Genomic DNA, 18,188 nt, shown 5'->3' on the forward strand with positions numbered 1-18,188 from the left:
GATCGGAACATGAACGACGCCACCAGCATCGAATCCACGGACGCCATCAACGACAGGTCGGGTGACACCCGACTGGCCGAGGTCGTCGGCTGGCTGGAGCCCTTCCTGGTCGACTGGATCGACACCCAGCGGCTCCGCACCGGTGTGCCGGGCGTGCAGGTGGCGATCCGGCGGGGCCGTGAGCTGCTCAGTTCCTTCGCGGTCGGGTGGGCCGACGAGCCCTCGCGGGTGCCGCTGGCCACCCGCCACGCCTTCCGGATCGCGTCGCACTCCAAGACGTTCACGGCCACCGCGGTGATGCAGTTGGCTGAGGCGGGCGCCCTGCGGTTGGACGACACCCTGGGCCACTGGCTGCCCGAGCTGGACGACGTACCCGCCGGCGAGGTCACCCTGCGCGAGCTGCTGAGCCACCAGGCCGGGGTGCTCCGCGACGGTGAGGACGCGAACTTCTGGCAGCTGGCACGCCGCTTCAACGACCGTGACCAACTGATCGCCGAGCTGCGCCGTGACCTGGTGTTCGCACCGAACACCCACTTCCACTACACGAACATCGGCTACTCGGCGCTCGGGCTGGTGGTCGAGCAGGTGACCGGACGAAGCTGGCACGACGTGGTCCTCGAGCTGGTCGCGCCGTTGCGCTCGTTCGTCGACGACGACCTGGTGCTGGGCCCCGAGCTCGGCCACGGGGACGATGGCGTCGAGTACGCCAGCGGACACGCCATGCAGGCGGTCGGTGTCGACGGTGGCGACCCGTCGAAGCTGGCCCCCACTGAGTTGGCCCGGATCGAGACCATCGCTCCCGTGGACACCCACGCCGAGGGGGCCGCGACGGGTTGCTGGGCCAATGCCGAGGCGACGACCGCGTGGCTGGCGGCGCACGCGCTCGGCACCGACCTCCTGCTCTCGGACGCCTCGAAGCGGCTGATGCAGCGCAAGGAGTCGACCATCGTCGAGGCAGGACAGACCCGCTGGTACGGGCTGGGATGGATCATGCGCGAGATCGGGCAGCGCTTCGTGATCGGCCACTCGGGCGGGTTCCCGGGCCACATCACCCAGACCTGGGGGGACCCGGCGACCGGGCTGTCGGTGTCCGTGCTCACCAACCGCAACGGATCCTCGGCCAGCGAGTGGGCGACCACCCTGGTCAAGCTGATCGACCACGCCGCCGCGCTCGTCGGCACCTCGACCGATGCACCTGACGACCGCTTCCGGGGACGATTCACCTCCCTGTGGGGGAGCACCCACCTGGTGCCGCTCCCGGGCGCGGTGCTGGCCCTGTCGTCCGAGGCGGCTGACCCGACGGGTTCGGCGGTCAGCCACACGATCGTCGACGCCGGCACCCTGCTGGCCCAGGCACGCGACGGGTTCTCGTCCTTCGGCGAGGAGCTACGTGTCGCGCGGGACGAGGCGGGGGAGATCACCTCGATCACCACCACCGGCATCACCTCGTGGACGCCGCCCCTGTTCGCCTCGATGCGGTCGGAACTCCTGTCGGGCTCCCGGCTGCGGGCCCTTGAGACGTCGGTCGAGTAGGAGCGAGGAACGAGCGACGTGTCGAGGCCACGTGTCCGCACCTCACCGCACCGAGGTCGCCTGCTCCATCGTGTGTCCGGTCAGTGACAACAGGAACTCGCATGCCATCGAGTTGGCCCAGCTGAACCACGGACGCGTGAACTCGTCCGGGTTGTCGGGGTTGAAGCCCTCGTGCATCAACCCGGTACCGCCTGTGGTGTCGAGCAGGCAGGCCGCCAGACCGAGCGCCTCGTCCCGGCTGGACGCCGTCAGCCCCTGCACCGCCAAGGCGATCGGCCAGACGTAGCCCTCAGGGGTGTGCGGGCTGCCGATGCCGCGAGCATGCGAACCCTGCTGGTAGAAGGGGTTGGCGTCGCTCAGGATCCAGGCCCTGGTGGCCTGGTAGCGCTCGTCGGTGACCGTCAGGTCGCTGCACAGGGGAAGGCTCAGCAGGCTGGGCATGTTGGCGTCGTCCATCAGCAGTTCGTCTCCCAGCCCGTTGACCTCGTAGGCCAGTGTCCCTTCGGCCGTGATCGCGTGGGCCTCGATCCCCGCGCGGATCTCGTCGGCCAGGGCCGTGGCATCGTCGGCGAGCGCCGCGTCGTCCCAGATGCTGCGGGCGAGGTCGGCCAGCAGGCCCAGGGCGTGTGCGGCGAAGTACTGCGCCGGCACGTTGTAGTGGTAGCTGCAGGCGTCGTCGCTGGGACGAAATCCCGACCAGGTCATGCCGGTGACGGCGACCGGGGTTCCGCGGCCGTCCGGGCCCAGGGTGTCATCGGTGCCCTCGCGGACGAACCGGTAGCTCGACCGCTGCTCGTGGTGCTGCTCGACGCGCCACAGGTCGATGACGGTCCGTGCCCCTTCGTGCACCGGCGCCAGGGTCGGGGCGTCCCCGGTGACCTTCCAGTACTGCCAGGCCAGTTGGATCGGGAAGGCGAGGGAGTCGATCTCGTACTTCTCCTCCCACACCCACGGGTTGTCGCACAGATCCGCGGCGTGCCACGAGGCGCTGTTGGGCTCGACGTTGAAGGCATTGGCGTAGGGGTCGATCGCGATCTGCTGCCATTGCCTGCGGATCAGTCCCGCGATAGACGCGCGAACCTCCTGGGACTCGCTGGCCAGCAGCAGGTAGGGCCGCAGTTGGGCGGAGGAGTCGCGCAGCCACATGGCCGGGATGTCGCCGGTGATCACGAACACCGACCCGTCGGGCTGCGGGTTCAGTGTGGTCTGCCAGGTGTTCAGCATGGCTTCGCGGAAGAAGGCCCGGGCGTCGTCCCTCTTCAGTTCGGAGCCGATGGCGGCCGCATGGGCCTCGATGAGGTGCACGAGCGCATCACTGGCCGGGTTCACGATCGTCGGTTCGGTCATGCCCCCACTCCATCGAGTCAGAGATGCGAATCGCAGGCGAACGGCACAATTGATCACGGCGGTCCGGGCGAGCCGGCGACCCAACAAGCTGAATCCGCGGACGAGCCCGGGCCACTGCGAGGGACGACGCCAGCGAGGACGAGCGGCACGATCCCAGCGGGTGCCAGTGGGGGTGGTGGCCACGCTCACCGGTCCTCTCCGGACCCTGCTGCGGGTCGTCTGTGGGCCCTTCCCGGGCGATTTGGAGGCCAGCGCGCTGGCGGGGTAGCCTAAGACGCTGTTGCGCATCGGCATGCCTGCTCGCTCTGGCTGAGCTCGCGGCCCGCGCTGCAGGTCCTGTACAAGCAACTCTATGGAAGATGGTCCGCGACCGTGTCTACCTACACTCCCAAGCCGGGCGAAATCACCCGGAACTGGCATGTGATCGATGCCGAGGACGTCGTTCTCGGTCGATTGGCTGTTACTGCGGCCACCCTGCTGCGCGGCAAGCACAAGCCCACCTTCGCGGCACACGTCGACACCGGCGACTTCGTCGTCATCGTCAACGCTTCCAAGATCGCCCTCACCGGCCAGAAGGCCACCGACTCGATGCGTTACCGCCACTCGGGTCGTCCGGGTGGTCTGACCGCGACCCCCATCGGCGAACTGCTCGCCCGTGACCCGCGCAAGGCCGTCGAGCTGGCTGTCTGGGGCATGCTGCCCAAGAACAAGCTGGCCCGTCAGCAGATCACCAAGCTCAAGGTCTACGCCGGCCCCGAGCACCCCCATGCTGCCCAGCAGCCGCAGCCGTACGAGATCACCCAGATCTCGCAGACCGCCAAGTGAGCCAAGGAATGACCGTGTCTGAGAACGTTGAGCTTGACGAGAACTTCGACGCCGAGGAGACCACCTTCGTCGACGAGAACGATCGCGAGATCGCCTACCGGTCCGACTCGAACGCTGCCGCCGCTTCGGGTGCTGCCTCGCGTCCGGCCGTGATCGCCGCCGGGGGTGGCACCGGTCGTCGCAAGGAGGCCGTGGCCCGCGTGCGCCTCGTCCCCGGTTCGGGACAGTGGACCGTGAACGGTCGCAACCTCGAGGAGTACTTCCCGAACAAGGTGCACCAGCAGATCGCCAGCCAGCCCTTGGTGGTGGCCGGTGTCGAGGGTTCCTACGACATCATCGCCCGCATCCACGGTGGCGGCATCACCGGTCAGGCCGGCGCCCTGAGCCTGGGCATCGCCCGCGCGCTCAACGGTGTCGACCTCGAGGCCAGCCGCGCCGTGCTGAAGAAGGCCGGACTGCTGACCCGCGACTCCCGCATCAAGGAGCGCAAGAAGGCTGGTCTCAAGAAGGCTCGCAAGGCTCCTCAGTACTCGAAGCGTTGATGCACTCGAAGCGTTGATCTGCTCGACGCGCTGACGTCGTCACTCGGCCCCGGATCCCTCGTGGATCCGGGGCCGAGTGCGTTTCCGGGGGGAGGGCGGTTCCCCTCGGATGTCGCTGATCTCGTGACCCGCGGCGGGGGGACCCCGGGTTCCACGCCGAAGGGGGCACGTGAGAGGCACATCCGTCACGTGGCGTGGCGAGCAGCCCGCTGGCGTGCCCCATCTTGCGCGGAATCTCGGGGACGAAATGCCCACGTGCCGCGAAACGGGTCCTGGTTGTCCACAAGGGGCCCGATCTCGGGGCGTGTCGTGGGAGTTGTCCACAGAATCCGGGCCTCGTCCGTCCCCGCCGCCCCACCGTGGCCCAATCGATGCATGTCACCCGACCCCACCCGGCAGCGCTGCCGCCCGTCCGATGGCGAACTCCGGGAGGTGCTGCGTCAGGAAGGCGGTGTGATCCGCATCAGCGACCACCCACATCTGAGCCACTCCATTCGTCGCCACGAGGACGCCGGGGAACTCGTGGTGCCGCTGCGTGGAATCGCGGTGGTCAGTGCTCAGCAGTCCGACTGGAGGGTACGACTGCGGGCCGTCCGCCTCTGGCGCCCGGATGCAGCCCTGGCCGGGCGGGTGGCGGCGCGGCTCACCTACTGGGAGTCGGCGGAGGTCACCCACATCGACGTGGCTCTCACCCGCCTGCGCGGGCAGGTGCCCTCCTGGTTACGGGTCGCCACGGTGCCCCGGCGACCGGGTCACCTCGTCTGGCGCGGTGATGTTCCCTACCTCAGACACCCCATTGCCGCCCTGGTCGGCGCTGCCCACGGAGACCTCGAACCGCTCTTCAACGGCTTGAGGCAGAAGGCCTTCACACCCGCCGGTCTGCAGCGAGCAGCGGCCTCCGCGCCCGTGGGGCACCAGTCGGCGTGGGTGGACGCCGCCAGGCTGATGCGTACCAACCCCTGGTCGGCCGCCGAACTCGAGAGCCACCAGTTCCTGAGCGAAGCCGGGTTCCGGCGCTGGAAGGCGAACCCGCTGCTGCTCATCGACGGGCGCCGCTACCACCCCGACGCCCTGTTCGAGGGGTCACGCACCATCTTCGAGTTGCAGAGCCGCGAGCACCACGGCCCGGGTGAACAGCGTGAGAGCGACTGGGCCCGCCACAACCGACTCTCGGCCGCCGGCTACACGGTCCTCCACTACACACCCTCCGACCTCCGCCTCAACCGAGACCTGGTGGTGCAGCAGTTGCTGGCACTCGTCCGGTCGAGTGAGGCACCCCTCGTCCGACTGGCTCAGCGCAGCTTTCGGTCCGGGATGGGGCCGTAGCGCACCGGGATCCGGTCGCGGTCGAAGGTGATGGACGAGTACCCGTGCGGCTTGGGGTGACCGTCCTCGTCCAGGTTCACGAAGACCATGGAGTCGATGGTGAGCAGGGTCTCGCGGGTGATCATGTTGCGGGCCTCCGCCCGCAGGGTGATGCTCGTGCGCCCGAAGTGGGTGGGGATCAACCCGATCTCGACGAGGTCACCCTGCCAGGCCGAGGCCACGAAGTTGATCTCGGAGATGTACTTGGTGACCACGCGCTCGTTGCCCAACTGCACGATCACGTAGATTGCGGCCTCCTCGTCGATCCACTTCAGCAGGCTGCCGCCGAACAACGTCCCATTGGCGTTCAGATCTTCGGGGCGCACCCACCGCCGGGAGTGGAAGCGCATCTCGTCATCGGTCTCGAGGTCAGAGGTGCTCACGGGTCACCAGTCTAGGTTCCGCCCGCCGAGCGGCCCGCCGGATCGTCCGAGCAACCCTGCTGCGCGAATCTTGCGGGGCCAATCCCGGCTAGGGTGGCACCCGTGGCACGACTCTTCGGAACTGACGGTGTGCGCGGCAAGGCCAACCAGGACCTGACCGCCGAACTGGCCCTCGACCTCTCGGTCGCCGCGGCTCACGTCCTCGGGGAGGTGGGATTCTTCGGCGGACGGCGCCCCAAGGCGTTGGTCGGGCGAGACCCCCGCGCCAGCGGCGAGTTCCTCGAGGCGGCCGTCATCGCCGGTCTGGCCTCCGCGGGAATCGACGTCGTCCGGGTGGGCGTGGTGCCGACCCCCGGGGTGGCCTTCCTGGTCAACTCCCACAACGCCGACCTCGGCGTCATGCTCTCCGCCTCGCACAACCCCATGCCCGACAACGGCATCAAGTTCTTCAGCCGCGGCGGCGTGAAGCTCGACGACACCCTCGAGGACGCCATCGAGCAGCGGATGGGGGAGGACTGGCAGCGTCCGGTCGGCGACCAGGTCGGACGCGTCACCTCGGATCTGGGCGCCATCGAGGAGTACGTGGCGCACCTGGTGGCCTCCATCGACGGCACCAGCCTCGACGGACTCACCATCGTCATCGACACGGCCAACGGGGCTTCGTCCGCGACCGCCAAGGACGCCTTCGAGACCCAGGGCGCACGCGTCGTCGCCATCCACAACGCCCCCGACGGGCTCAACATCAACGAGAACTGCGGGTCAACCCACATGGGTGACCTGCAGGCCGCGGTGGTCGCGAACGGCGCTGACCTCGGGCTCGCCTTCGACGGGGACGCCGACCGCTGCCTGGCCGTGGACGCGACCGGCCAGCTCGTGGACGGGGACCAGATCCTGGCGATCCTCGCCCTCGGGCTGAAGGAGGAGCACAAGCTGGCCTCCGACACGGTGGTGGCGACGATCATGTCGAACCTTGGCTTCGTGAATGCCATGCGCGAGCACGGCATCCGCGTCGACCAGACCAAGGTGGGCGACCGGTACGTGCTCGAATCCATGAACGCCAACGGCTTCACCCTGGGCGGTGAGCAGTCGGGGCACGTGATCATGAGCGAGTTCGCCACCACTGGCGACGGGGTGCTCACCGGGCTCCACCTGGCTGCCCGTATGGCCACCACCGGCAAGTCGATGGCCGAACTGGCGGGCGTGATGACACGCCTCCCGCAGGTGCAGATCAACGTCGAGGACGTCGACAAGTTGCGGGCCGGTATCGACACCGAGATCCAGTCGGCCGTGGCCGCGGCGAACCACGATCTAGGTACCAGTGGACGAGTGGTGCTGCGCCCGTCGGGAACCGAACCGCTGGTGCGGGTCATGGTCGAGGCCGACACGCACGACCGGGCCGAGGGCATCGCCCAACGGTTGGCCAAACTCGTCAAGGCCCGCGTCAGCATCTGATCCCCCACGGCGGGGCGCCCGGCGAAAGACGCGGTGACAACCGTGCACGTGCCAGACCTCAGATCACACCTCTGAGGGGGAACAACAGCACCCCCCTGTGGCGTTGCCCCATCGAACTGAATGCCTGTTCACTGGAGTGCACAGGCCCCAGCCTGCCACCCACCACAGCCACCACAAGGGGACCACCATGGGCGCGACAGCCATCACCGCGAGACCCTTCATGTCCAATGCGGGTCACGCCAAGACCGTCACCCCGCTGCTGATCGCCGCCGTCGTGCTGCTGGGGGCGGTCGGCCCCTTGGCCACGGACATGTACGTGCCCGCCTTCCCCCACGTCACCGCCGACCTCGGCGCGAGCATCGGGTCGGTGCAGCTGACGCTGACCACCTTCTTCCTCGGCATGGGGTTGGGCCAGCTGATCGGTGGTCCCGTCTCCGACCAGATCGGGCGCAAGCGTCCCCTGCTGGTCGGCACGGTGGTCACGTTGGTCGCCTCAGTGATCTGTGCCATGGCCCCGACGATCGCCATCATGCTCGTCGCCCGGTTCTTCCAGGGCCTGGGCGCCGGGTGGGCCATGGTGATCGGACGAGCCGTCATCGTCGATCTGGCGCACGGAAGCCAGCTGGTGCGGGTCATGAACGTGCTGATGGGCGTCGGCGCGCTCGCGCCCATGATCGCGCCGCTGATCGGGGCGTTCATCCTGCGCTTCTCGGTGTGGCGCAACGCCTTCTGGCTGATCGCGGTGCTGACGATCGTGATGTTCCTCGCCGCACTGCTCGTCATTCCCGAGTCATTGCCACCCGCGAAGCGTCACGGGGGAGGACTTCAGGCCTTCGTCCGCAACTCCCGGGTGGTGCTCGCCAACCGTCGATTCGTCGGATACATGCTGACCAACGCTGCCACCGGCGTCGCCCTGTTCGCCTATGTCGCGAGCTCGCCCATCCTGATCCAGGTGCGCAACGGCCTGTCTCCGATGACCTACTCGGTGGACTTCGCGGCCAATGCCGGGGGGATGATGATCATGACCCTGCTGGCTGCCCGGCTGGCCACCCGCGTGAACACCCGCAAGGTGATGTTCACCGGACAGTCGATGGCCTTGGTCGGGTCGCTGATCATGATGACCGGAGCGGTGTGGTTCAACGCACACTGGACGTTCCTGCTGCCCAGCTTCTTCTTGCTGATGGCAGGTCAGGGCCTGATCGGACCCAACGGTGGAGCACTGGCCAGCGCCGAGGTTCCCCAGTACGCCGGCACGGCCTCGGCCGTGCTGGGACTCACGATGAGCCTGTCGTTCTCGATCTCGCCGCCCATCGTCGCCCTGTTCGGCGAGGGCAGCGCCTTCGGCCCGGCGCTCATGTTCCTGCTGGGCGCGCTGGCGTCGATGTTCTTCCTGCTGGTCGTGGCTCGTGCAAAAGCAGGCGCCGGGCTCTGAGTCATGGTGGATGACCCGGCAGCCAGGCTCACGCGGCGTCAAGCAGGGCCAGCTCAGATCTTCCTGATCCGCACCGACTCCATCGAATGGTCGGCACCCTTGCGCAGGATCACCGTGGCTCGTTCCCTGGTCGGGCGCACATTCGCCTCGAGATTGGGGCCGTTGATCTCGTCCCAGACCTGGTGGGCGAACCGCACTGCTTCGTCGACCCCCATCGAGGCGAAACGCGCGAAGAACGAATCGGGCTTTTGGAATGCTGTCTGTCTCAAGGCCAGGAAACGTTCCACGAACCACGCCCGAATGTGGTCGTCCTCCGCGTCGACATAGACCGAGAAGTCGAAGAAGTCGCTCAATGCCAGCCCGACGCGGCCGTCGGAGTGACGACGCGCGGGCTGCAACACGTTCAGTCCCTCGATGATCAGGATGTCGGGCTGTCGCACCACGGTCTGCTGACCGGGGACGATGTCGTAGATCTGGTGCGAGTAGACCGGTGCCCCGACCTCCGGCAGGCCCGATTTCACGTCCATCACGAATTGCTGCAGGGCCCGGCGGTCGTAGGACTCGGGGAAGCCCTTCTTGTCGAGGATGCCTCGTTCCTCGAGCACGGCGTTCGGGTGAAGGAACCCGTCCGTGGTGACCAACTCGACGCGTGGGTGGCCGGGCGCCTGGCCCAGCAACTCCTTGAGCAATCTGGCTGTGGTCGACTTGCCGACGGCCACCGACCCGGCCACGGCGATGACGAACGGGGTTCGTCCGACGGAGCGGTCGAGGAAGGCGTTGCTGGCGCGGTACAGGTGGCCCGTGTGCTTGATGTGCAGGTGCATCAACTGGGTGAGGGGAATGTAGACCTCACGTACGTCATGCTGGCTGGTGGGGTCCCCGAGCCCCCGCAGCCGCGCGAGGGTGTCGGCGTCGACGTCGATGTCGGTGTGGTCGGCCAGATCAGCCCACTCGGCGCGGGTCATCTCGAGGTACGGGCTCGGGGTGAGCGTGGACTGCATGGCGGCAAGAGTCACACGGGGCGGCGGATTGGTCAATCGCTCAACCTGTCTGTACGTTTGTTGATGTGTGTGGAATCGTCGGATATGTGGGCCGCCAAGACGCCCAGCAAGTAGTCATTGAAGGACTTCGTCGCCTCGAGTACCGAGGCTACGACTCCGCGGGCATCGCGGTGGAGTCCGGGGGGCAGTTGTCGTCGGCCAAGAAGTCCGGCAAGCTCGCCAACCTCGAGGCCGAGCTGGCCGAACGCCCGCTGCCGGGTAGCAGGCACGCCGTGGGTCACACCCGGTGGGCCACCCATGGCGGCCCGACGGACGAGAACGCCCATCCCCACCTGAGCGACAACGGGCGCGTCGCGCTCGTGCACAACGGCATCATCGAGAACTTCGCGCAGTTGCGCTCCGAACTCGAGGAGCAGGGCATCGCGTTCCACTCCCAGACCGACACCGAAGTCGCTGCCCAGCTGCTGGGTCTCGAGGTCGAAAGCGCCGGGTCACTCGGCGACGCCATGCGCAATGTGGTCAACCGGCTCGAGGGCGCCTTCACCCTGGTCGCCATCGACACCCACGACCCCGACCGGGTGGTCGCTGCCCGTCGCAACTCACCGTTGGTGGTCGGACGAGGGGACGGGGAGAACTTCCTCGCCTCGGACGTCGCTGCCTTCATCGAGCACACCCGTGACGCCATCGAGCTGGGCCAGGACCAGGTCGTCGAAATCACCCCGGACGAGGTGGTGGTGACCGACTTCGCCGGCAACCAGTCCGAGGGCAAGCCGTACCACGTCGACTGGGATCTCTCGGCGGCCGAGAAGCAGGGCTTCGACTGGTTCATGCGCAAGGAGATCTTCGAGCAGCCGCAGGCGGTCGCCGACACCCTGCTCGGACGTTGGAACAGCCGCGGCGAGTTGACCCTGGACGAGATCCGGATCAGCCCCGAGGAACTGCGCCGGATCAACAAGATCGTCATCGTTGCGTGTGGCACGGCCTTCTACGCCGGTCTGGTCGCCAAGTACGCCATCGAGCACTGGACCCGCATTCCGTGCGAGGTCGAGATCGCCTCGGAGTTCCGTTACCGCGACCCGATCATCGACCCGATGACACTGGTGGTCACCATCTCCCAGTCAGGCGAGACGGCCGACACACTGATGGCGATCCGTCACGCCCGCGAGCAGCACGCCAAGGTGATCGCGATCTGCAACACCAATGGCGCCACCATCCCGCGCGAATCGGACGCTGTCATCTACACCCACGCGGGCCCGGAGATCGGGGTGGCCTCGACCAAGGGGTTCACCACCCAGGTGGTCGCCTGTTACCTGCTGGGCCTCTACCTGGCGCAGGTGCGCGGCATGAAGTACGGCGACGAGATCAGGGCCGTGATGAATGAGCTCGACTCGATGCCGCAGAAGATGCAGCAGGTGCTCGACAACTCCCAGCAGGTGCTCGACCTGGCCGCCCAGTTCAAGGACGTGCCCTCGGTGCTGTTCCTGGGACGTCACGTCGGCTACCCGGTGGCGCTCGAGGGGGCGCTGAAGCTGAAGGAGCTGGCCTACATCCACGCGGAGGGGTTCGCCGCCGGGGAGCTCAAGCACGGACCGATCGCGTTGATCGACGAGGGTCTGCCCGTGTTCGTCGTGGTGCCGCCCCGCGGACGGGACCAACTGCACGACAAGGTGGTCTCCAACATCCAGGAGATCCGAGCCCGCGGTGCCCGCACCATCGTGCTGGTCGAGGAGGGGGACGAGGTCGTCGCCCCCTACGCCGACACGCTGGTGGAGCTGCCGAAGGTGTCGACCCTGCTGCAGCCGCTGGTGGCCACGATTCCCCTGCAGGTGTTCGCCTGCGAGTTGGCCACCCAGAAGGGCCACGACGTCGACCAGCCCCGCAATCTGGCCAAGTCGGTCACCGTGGAGTGAGGTGTGGGTGGGTCTCGGATCCGTCCGCCCACCCGCCGACTGCCGACGGTCTCGTCCCCCCGTGGTTTGCCGGTTTGCCGCGTTTTTGTCGGACCCGATGCCTACCGTGATGGGTGGACGCCATCCGCGTCCGCCCATCGGATCGGAGCGGCTCCGTGCAGGGTCGCGACGTCCATCACGGAAGAAGGACGACCATGGCCCACGGTGACATCACACACACCGACATCCCCGTCTCGGACCTCGAGGCGGGCAAGAAGTTCTACGGCACCCTGTTCGGCTGGAACATCGCCGAGTACCCCGGCTTCGAGGGGTACCCCATGTGGCAGAACCCCAACAAGGTCTCGGGCGGCGGCCTGATGCTGCGCGACGGCAGCCTCACCCAACCCCGCGGCTACGTCGAGGTGGATTCGATCGACGACACCTTGGCGAAGGCCACCGAGATGGGCGGATCGGTCGTGATGCCGAAGACCGCCATCGACGAGACCTCGTGGTACGCCGCATTCACCGACCCGGACGGCAACCAGCTGGGCCTGTTCGAGGGCATGACGGGCGGCGGGGGTGACGCCCAGGAGTGAGGACAGCGCACCCGGTCGCGACCGCGCGGTGGCATCGACGCCCGGCCTCGGTCGTGCGCCTCAGCCACTACGTTGGCAGCATGATCGTTGGCATCGGCATGGACGTGTGCAGCGTCGCCCGGTTCGAGGGCATGGTGGAACGCCACCCCGGCGTCGTCGACCGCCTGCTGAACCCGGGGGAGCGGCGCGTTCCGATCGCCTCCCAAGCTGCCAGATTCGCGGCCAAGGAGGCCCTGGCGAAGGCACTGGGCGCACCGTCGGGCATGAGCTGGCACGACTCCGAAGTGGTGCGCCACGACGGTGGACAACCGCAGTTCGAGCTCCGCGGCACTGTCGCGGCGAGGGCGGCCGAGTTGGGGATCACCCGGGTGCACCTGTCGATCAGCCATGACGCGGGCCTGGCCTGCGCCTACGTCGTCTGCGAGGCCCTCTGATGCGTCCGATCTGCTCTGCCGAATCCATTCGCTCCGCCGAGCACGGCTGGTTCGCCGCCCATCCCGGTGGCGACCTGTTCCGACCCGCGGTGACGGCACTGACCGAGGTCGCCCGTTCGATGCTGATCGGCCTGCCCCACGGTTTCGTCCTCGTGGTCGCCGGACCGGGCAACAACGGTGAGGACGCTCGCCGGACCGGTCGGGCACTGGCGGCCGAGGGGGTCGAGGTGCGTCACTGGGACGACGAGGCCGAAACCTTCGCGCCGAACTCCGAGCACTGGTCCCATTTGGTGCTGGTGATCGACGGGTTCACCGGCATCGGCGGCCGCGGTGGGCTTCCCGATCATGTGCGTGCCCTCGCGGTGCACTGCGCCCGCCGCCACGTCGCCGTGCTGTCGGTCGACCTGCCCTCGGGTCTGGTGGCCGATTCGGGGGCGGAGCATCCCAGCTTCCGGGCCACCACGACCGTCACCTTCGTCGCCGAGAAGCCCTGTCACGTGTTGCAGCCCGCGGCCTCGAGGTGCGGACGAGTGGTGGTCGCCGACATCGGGGTGCGGGTGCCCGAACGGGTTGCCCATGCAGTCGAGCACTCCGACCTGGCCGAGCACTGGCCCGTGCCGGGCGTGCGCAGCGACAAGTACTCGCGAGGGGTGGTCGGCCTGGACACCGGGTCCGACCAGTACCCGGGGGCGGGACTGCTGGGTTGCGACGGCGCGCTGTTCTCCGGTGCCGGCATGATCCGCCACAACGGACCCCAGCGCGTCACCGACGAGGTGGTCCGGCGCCATCCCAGCGTCACCGTGGGGGAGGGGCGGGTGCAGGCGTGGGTGGTCGGCTCGGGCTGGCCGGTCTCCGACGGACACGACCTGGCCGAGGCAGTCGCCCGGCTGGGGCGGCGGGCAGCCGATCGGGTGCCGATGGTGGTCGATGCGGGGGCCATCTCATCCGAGGTGCTGGGTGAACTCGGTGAGGGGCTACCCCCGGGGTCCCTGCTCACCCCCCATGCCGGTGAACTGGCCGGACTGCTCGGCGTGGCCCGCCAGACCGTCGAGTCCGACCCGTTGGCCCATGCCCACGAGGCGGCCCGGCAGACAGGCGCCACAGTGCTGCTCAAGGGAGCCACGCAGGTCTGTGTGACACCGGACGGGCAGGCCTTGGTGGCCGTAGCCGGCCCAGCCTGGACCGCGCAAGCAGGTTCGGGGGACGTGCTGGCGGGTGTCTGCGGCACGCTCCTGGCTGCAGGACTCACGCCCCTGTGGGCGGGAGCCCTGGCTGCCTCCCTACAAGCCCTCACCGCGGAGGACCACCCCGGCCCGTGGCCGCCGGACCGGTTGGCGCAGTGGTTCCCCGAGACCATCGCCCGGCTCACCCACCGCTGACCGACGTCAGGGGAGCAGGTGGGGCGCCTCCTTCGCGACCCGGGACCCGGCCGCGATCGCCTCGCGGTAGTGCTCGACGAGTTGCGAGCAGATGAAGTCCCAGGTGCGGTGTTCCACCGACGCGCGGGCGGCCAGTGCGAAGGCGGCACGCTTGGCGTCGTCCCCGATCAGGTCGACCACGTACTGGCGCATGGCCTCGAGATCGCCCGGCTCGTACAGCCAGCCGGTGCGGGAAGGGCTGATCAGGTCGATCGGACCGCCCCGGCGCGGAGCCACCACCGGGAGCCCCGACGCGAGTGCCTCCTGGATGGCCTGACCGAAGGTCTCGAGCTCGCCGGTGTGCACGAACAGGTCGAAACTGGCCAGCGCGACGGGCAACTCCTCGCCGCTCATCGGCCCGGTGAAGACGGCCCCCGGCAGCATCCCCTCGAGCTGCTCCCGCTGGGGTCCCCCGCCGATGATGACGAGCTTGGAGTGGGGCAGGTCGGCGAGCACGCGCAGGTCTTCCACCCGCTTCTCACTGGCCAGTCGTCCCATGTAGCCGATGATGCGCTCACCGGCCGGGGCCCACTCGGCACGCAGGGCCTCGGAGCGCTTGGCCGGGTCGAACCGCACCGAGTCGACCCCACGAGACCAGATGCCGACCCGCGGGATGCCCTGGCTCTCCAGTTGCTCCTTCGCGAAGGTCGAAGGGGCGAAGTTCAGGGTGGCCAAGGAATGGGCATGCCGGACCCGGGCCCACAGGATGGGTTCGATGGTGGGGAAGCCGTAGCGGGCCGCATAGCTGGGGATCTCGGTCTGGTAGATCCCGACGGTGGGGATCCCCAGGTGGGCGGCGGCGAGGGCCACCTTGTATCCCAGCGCGAAGGGTGCGGCCAGGTGCACGACGTCCGGGGCCTCGTCGGCCAGCAACTTCGTCATCTGGAAGGTGGTGACCCCGCAGACGCGCACGTCGGCATACCCGGGCAACCCGACCGAGGGCACCGCGATCACCGGGAAGCCGAGGTAGTGCCGGGGGGTCTTGGTGCCATCGGCTGGCGCCAGCACGAATGCCTCGTGGCCGGTGGCTCGAAGGTGCTCCAGCATGCGCAGCACCGAGTTGGTCACCCCGTTGATCTGGGGCAGGAAGCTCTCCGCAACAATGGCCACGCGCACGTCATGAGTCTATGGCCGCGGACATGGGGACCACCGTCGCGAATCGCTCCGCACCATGAACGTTCGGTGACACTTGGGAGCCCTCGATGACAGTGAGGACGTCCGATGACAGGTGGTGACGTTCGCTGACAGGTGGGTGACCTCCCACCGTGACCGGGCCTCCCGAACCCTCCCGAATTGGAGATGGGGACGAGCTCCGGTAGAGTTGTCAGAGCCTCAGTTCGAGGCCACCTCAGGGCGCGGTCCTCCGGCTGGACATCCAGTCGAAACCGGACGTGCGCCAGTCAAGGCGAATGGTTGCGTGGGCGGCGGCAGGAGAGATCCTGGAGCTGACGCCAGTGGGCGACTCGTTCGCACCCACCATTCGCACCCCGATCATCACCCTCGTCCGACACGTCGGAAGGGTTGCGCGGGTGCGCCCGGCGCCGCGCCGGGAGATCAGAACCGTTTGGTTCGGAAGTGAGCACCCCTGTGTCGAAATTCGACAATCGTCCCAAGAACAAGCCCGTGAAGGCGCGCGCTCCGAAGGCCTTCAAGGCCGACGGGTCGCCCAAGAAGCGTTGGAGCACCGACCAGCGCGCCGCTGCCGGCCACGACCCCCGCCGTCGCGGTGGACAGCCCCGTTTCGAGGGTCGCAGCGACCGCTTCGAGGCCCGCGATCGCTCCGAGTCGCGTGACCGTTCCGAGTCGCGTGAGGGGGGCTTCGAGCCCCGCGGCGACCGTCCCGAGCGTGACACCCGCGACGAGCGTCGCCCCGCCGACCGCTTCGAGCGCTCCCAGGGTGGTGGCCCGTTCAAGCCCTACACCCGCCCCGACCGCAAGCACGATCGCCCCTTCCGTGACGATCGTGGCCGGGACGACCGTCCCCGTGATGACCGGTTCGGTGACCGTGGCCCCCGTCGCGAGTTCGATGATCGTCCCCGTCGGGACTTCAACGACCGTGACGATCGTCCCCGTCGCGACTTCAACGACCGTGACGACCGTCCCCGCCGTGACTTCAACGACCGCGACGCCACCCGTCCCCATGCCGGTGCCCGCGGACCCCGCCAGTTCCAGACCGATCCGGCCAAGGACCGCTTCCGCAAGGAGCGCGACGAGCGTCGTTCGAGCAGCTGGGGTCGTGACGCGGACGGCGAGCGCCGCTCGTGGAACCGTGACGATCGTCCGGCCCGTGGCCCCCGTGAGGATCGTGGCACCCGTGAGGATCGCGACTTCCGTGCCCCCCGTGAGGATCGCCCGCAGCGCAGCTTCCGTCCCGACGAGGAGGCGGCCTTCGACGCCGACATCATGAGCTGGTCCGAGGCCGCCGACGTCGAGGTCGACGCGAGCAGCGTCACCGAGACCGACAGCTTCCACCAGTTGGGACTGCCCGACCAGTTGGTCGCCACCCTCACCTCCCAGGGCATCACCGAGCCCTTCCCGATCCAGACCGCCACCATCCCCGTCGCCCTCACCGGTCGCGACGTGCTCGGACGCGGTCGCACCGGCTCGGGCAAGACCCTGTCGTTCGGTCTGCCGATGCTCACCCGCATCAGCCAGAACAACGGTTTCAAGGACGCCCCCGCCGGCCTGGTGCTGGTGCCCACCCGTGAACTGGCCCTGCAGGTCGCCGACGCGCTGTCGCCCCTGGCCAAGTCGCTCGGCCTCTCGCTGGCCCTGGTGGCCGGTGGCATGAGCTACGGCCCGCAGATCAAGGCGCTCTCGAGCGGTGTCGACGTGGTCGTGGCCACTCCCGGCCGTCTGATCGACCTGATGGAGCAGGGCGTGGCCAACCTGTCGAAGGTGCTGGTCACCGTGCTCGACGAGGCTGACCACATGGCTGACATGGGCTTCATGCCTGACGTCAAGGCCATCCTCGACGCCACTCCCGACAACGCCCAGCGGCTGCTGTTCTCGGCCACCCTGGACGACGCCGTCGGCTCGCTGGTCAAGCGCTACCTGCACGACCCCTCGACCCATGAGGTCGACTCGGGCCAGGCCAGCGTCACGACCATGGAGCACCTGCTGCTGCTGGTGCACCCGCACCACAAGAACGAGACCACGGCCCTGATCGCCAACCGCGAGGGACGCACCGTCATCTTCGCCCGCACCCAGATGGGTGTCTCGCGTATCGCCGACCAGCTGCGCGAGGCCGGCGTGATGGCCGGTGCCCTGCACGGTGGCCTGACCCAGGGCGCCCGCGCCCGCGTGCTCGCCGCCTTCAAGGAGGGTGTCGTGCCCGTGCTGGTGGCGACCGACGTGGCCGCCCGAGGCATCCACGTGGACGACGTCTCGCTGGTGCTGCAGGTCGATCCGCCCCAGAACTCCAAGGACTACCTGCACCGCGCCGGACGCACCGCCCGCGCCGGTGAGAAGGGTGTCGTCGCCACCATCGTGCTCCCGCACCAGCGCCGCACCATGCAGCGCTTGGCCAGCGGCGCCGGAGTTTCCGGTGACCTGACCCGCGTCGAGCCCGGCGAGGAGTTGCTCGGTGAACTGACCGGCGCCCGCGCCATCGACCACGACGCGATCAGCGAGGACGAGTACAACGCCCTGATCGCCCCGCCCAAGCGTGCACCCCGCGCCGGCCGTGGCGGTGGACGGTCCTTCGGTGACAAGAAGTTCGGTGGCAAGAAGTTCGGTGACCGCTCCTTCGGCGACCGCAGGTCGGGCGACCGGGGCGGATTCCGCAAGGCCGGCCGCGACGGTGGCCCGCGCGGTGGGGCACACCACTCCGGTGGCCGTGATCGCATCGCCGACTTCGGTGGCTGGAACCGCGGCGAGTGAGTGATCGCTGATCAAACACGACTGTGGCCCGCGCCTGGTGCCGCCCTCGAGGGGCGGGACGAGGCGCGGGCCTCGTCATGCCGGGGTTA

The 18,188-nt window shown here is 68.4% G+C and carries 15 protein-coding genes; 11 read left to right on the plus strand and 4 right to left on the minus strand.

Annotated elements, in window-relative coordinates:
- Positions 1 to 9: 9 nt before the first annotated feature.
- The gene (locus tag QQZ11_RS08555) at positions 10 to 1,533 is read left to right on the plus strand and encodes a serine hydrolase domain-containing protein (RefSeq protein WP_284549857.1); all 1,524 of its coding nucleotides are present in this window, start codon (positions 10 to 12) and stop codon (positions 1,531 to 1,533) included.
- Between the two features lie 42 nt (positions 1,534 to 1,575).
- Here the strand turns inward: QQZ11_RS08555 and QQZ11_RS08560 are convergent, their stop codons facing one another.
- Positions 1,576 to 2,880 carry a glycoside hydrolase family 125 protein gene (locus QQZ11_RS08560; RefSeq protein ID WP_284549858.1) on the minus strand — a complete coding sequence of 435 codons (1,305 nt, stop codon included), beginning with the start codon at positions 2,878 to 2,880 and terminating at the stop codon, positions 1,576 to 1,578.
- A gap of 372 nt (positions 2,881 to 3,252) precedes the next feature.
- Here QQZ11_RS08560 and rplM point away from each other — a divergent pair, with 372 nt between their 5' ends.
- The 3 genes from rplM to QQZ11_RS08575 all read left to right on the plus strand — a co-directional run bounded on the left by rplM (position 3,253) and on the right by QQZ11_RS08575 (position 5,573).
- Positions 3,253 to 3,705: a 50S ribosomal protein L13 gene (gene rplM, locus QQZ11_RS08565; protein WP_022910721.1), complete on the plus strand. Its 453-nt coding sequence runs from the start codon at positions 3,253 to 3,255 to the stop codon at positions 3,703 to 3,705.
- Between the two features lie 8 nt (positions 3,706 to 3,713).
- Positions 3,714 to 4,247, plus strand: a complete 534-nt coding sequence (gene rpsI, locus QQZ11_RS08570; RefSeq protein ID WP_022910722.1) for a 30S ribosomal protein S9 — start codon at positions 3,714 to 3,716, stop codon at positions 4,245 to 4,247.
- Between the two features lie 375 nt (positions 4,248 to 4,622).
- Entirely contained in the window at positions 4,623 to 5,573 is a 951-nt protein-coding gene (locus tag QQZ11_RS08575; protein WP_284549859.1) for a DUF559 domain-containing protein, read from the plus strand.
- On the opposite strand, the gene QQZ11_RS08580 is transcribed toward QQZ11_RS08575, so the two are convergent.
- Entirely contained in the window at positions 5,540 to 5,995 is a 456-nt protein-coding gene (locus QQZ11_RS08580; RefSeq protein ID WP_284549860.1) for an acyl-CoA thioesterase, read from the minus strand. The two genes, QQZ11_RS08575 and QQZ11_RS08580, sit on opposite strands and share 34 nt — an antisense overlap.
- Positions 5,996 to 6,097: 102 nt before the next feature.
- Here QQZ11_RS08580 and glmM point away from each other — a divergent pair, with 102 nt between their 5' ends.
- Positions 6,098 to 7,447, plus strand: coding sequence for a phosphoglucosamine mutase (gene glmM, locus QQZ11_RS08585; RefSeq protein WP_284549861.1), 1,350 nt, complete (start codon positions 6,098 to 6,100; stop codon positions 7,445 to 7,447).
- A 187-nt stretch (positions 7,448 to 7,634) separates the two neighbouring features.
- Positions 7,635 to 8,879, plus strand: coding sequence for a multidrug effflux MFS transporter (locus tag QQZ11_RS08590; protein WP_284549862.1), 1,245 nt, complete (start codon positions 7,635 to 7,637; stop codon positions 8,877 to 8,879).
- A gap of 53 nt (positions 8,880 to 8,932) precedes the next feature.
- Here QQZ11_RS08590 and coaA read toward each other — a convergent pair whose 3' ends face one another.
- Positions 8,933 to 9,880 (minus strand): type I pantothenate kinase, encoded by a 948-nt coding sequence (coaA, locus tag QQZ11_RS08595; protein ID WP_284549863.1) that lies wholly within the window; start codon positions 9,878 to 9,880, stop codon positions 8,933 to 8,935.
- Positions 9,881 to 9,945: 65 nt separating this feature from the next.
- Between coaA and glmS the strand changes: the two genes are divergently transcribed.
- The 4 genes from glmS (at position 9,946) to QQZ11_RS08615 (ending at position 14,178) form a co-directional block, all read left to right on the plus strand.
- On the plus strand, positions 9,946 to 11,790 hold the full coding sequence (gene glmS / locus QQZ11_RS08600) for a glutamine--fructose-6-phosphate transaminase (isomerizing) (protein WP_022910728.1): 1,845 nt from the start codon (positions 9,946 to 9,948) through the stop codon (positions 11,788 to 11,790).
- Between the two features lie 194 nt (positions 11,791 to 11,984).
- The gene (locus tag QQZ11_RS08605) at positions 11,985 to 12,365 is read left to right on the plus strand and encodes a VOC family protein (protein ID WP_022910729.1); all 381 of its coding nucleotides are present in this window, start codon (positions 11,985 to 11,987) and stop codon (positions 12,363 to 12,365) included.
- Positions 12,366 to 12,445: 80 nt separating this feature from the next.
- Positions 12,446 to 12,799 (plus strand): holo-ACP synthase, encoded by a 354-nt coding sequence (locus tag QQZ11_RS08610; protein ID WP_026378102.1) that lies wholly within the window; start codon positions 12,446 to 12,448, stop codon positions 12,797 to 12,799.
- On the plus strand, positions 12,799 to 14,178 hold the full coding sequence (locus tag QQZ11_RS08615; protein WP_284549864.1) for a bifunctional ADP-dependent NAD(P)H-hydrate dehydratase/NAD(P)H-hydrate epimerase: 1,380 nt from the start codon (positions 12,799 to 12,801) through the stop codon (positions 14,176 to 14,178). The genes QQZ11_RS08610 and QQZ11_RS08615 overlap by 1 nt, the downstream gene beginning before the upstream one ends.
- A 6-nt stretch (positions 14,179 to 14,184) precedes the next feature.
- Here QQZ11_RS08615 and QQZ11_RS08620 read toward each other — a convergent pair whose 3' ends face one another.
- Positions 14,185 to 15,333 (minus strand): glycosyltransferase family 4 protein, encoded by a 1,149-nt coding sequence (locus QQZ11_RS08620; RefSeq protein ID WP_284549866.1) that lies wholly within the window; start codon positions 15,331 to 15,333, stop codon positions 14,185 to 14,187.
- Between the two features lie 459 nt (positions 15,334 to 15,792).
- On the opposite strand from QQZ11_RS08620, the gene QQZ11_RS08625 reads away from it, so the two are divergent.
- Positions 15,793 to 18,099, plus strand: a complete 2,307-nt coding sequence (locus QQZ11_RS08625; RefSeq protein ID WP_284549868.1) for a DEAD/DEAH box helicase — start codon at positions 15,793 to 15,795, stop codon at positions 18,097 to 18,099.
- Positions 18,100 to 18,188 lie beyond the last annotated feature (89 nt).

It is taken from the genome of Aestuariimicrobium sp. T2.26MG-19.2B, from assembly GCF_950101875.1.
GTDB classification, from domain to species: Bacteria; Actinomycetota; Actinomycetes; order Propionibacteriales; family Propionibacteriaceae; genus Aestuariimicrobium; species Aestuariimicrobium kwangyangense.

Bases quoted from the DNA above. Each gene is read 5' to 3' on its own strand.
- QQZ11_RS08555 (WP_284549857.1), top strand. From the start codon at position 10: ATGAACGACGCCACCAGCATCGAATCCACGGACGCCATCAACGACAGG.
- QQZ11_RS08560 (WP_284549858.1), bottom strand. From the start codon at position 2,880: ATGACCGAACCGACGATCGTGAACCCGGCCAGTGATGCGCTCGTGCAC.
- rpsI (WP_022910722.1), top strand. From the start codon at position 3,714: ATGACCGTGTCTGAGAACGTTGAGCTTGACGAGAACTTCGACGCCGAG.
- QQZ11_RS08575 (WP_284549859.1), top strand. From the start codon at position 4,623: ATGTCACCCGACCCCACCCGGCAGCGCTGCCGCCCGTCCGATGGCGAA.
- QQZ11_RS08590 (WP_284549862.1), top strand. From the start codon at position 7,635: ATGGGCGCGACAGCCATCACCGCGAGACCCTTCATGTCCAATGCGGGT.
- coaA (WP_284549863.1), bottom strand. From the start codon at position 9,880: ATGCAGTCCACGCTCACCCCGAGCCCGTACCTCGAGATGACCCGCGCC.
- QQZ11_RS08605 (WP_022910729.1), top strand. From the start codon at position 11,985: ATGGCCCACGGTGACATCACACACACCGACATCCCCGTCTCGGACCTC.
- QQZ11_RS08610 (WP_026378102.1), top strand. From the start codon at position 12,446: ATGATCGTTGGCATCGGCATGGACGTGTGCAGCGTCGCCCGGTTCGAG.
- QQZ11_RS08615 (WP_284549864.1), top strand. From the start codon at position 12,799: ATGCGTCCGATCTGCTCTGCCGAATCCATTCGCTCCGCCGAGCACGGC.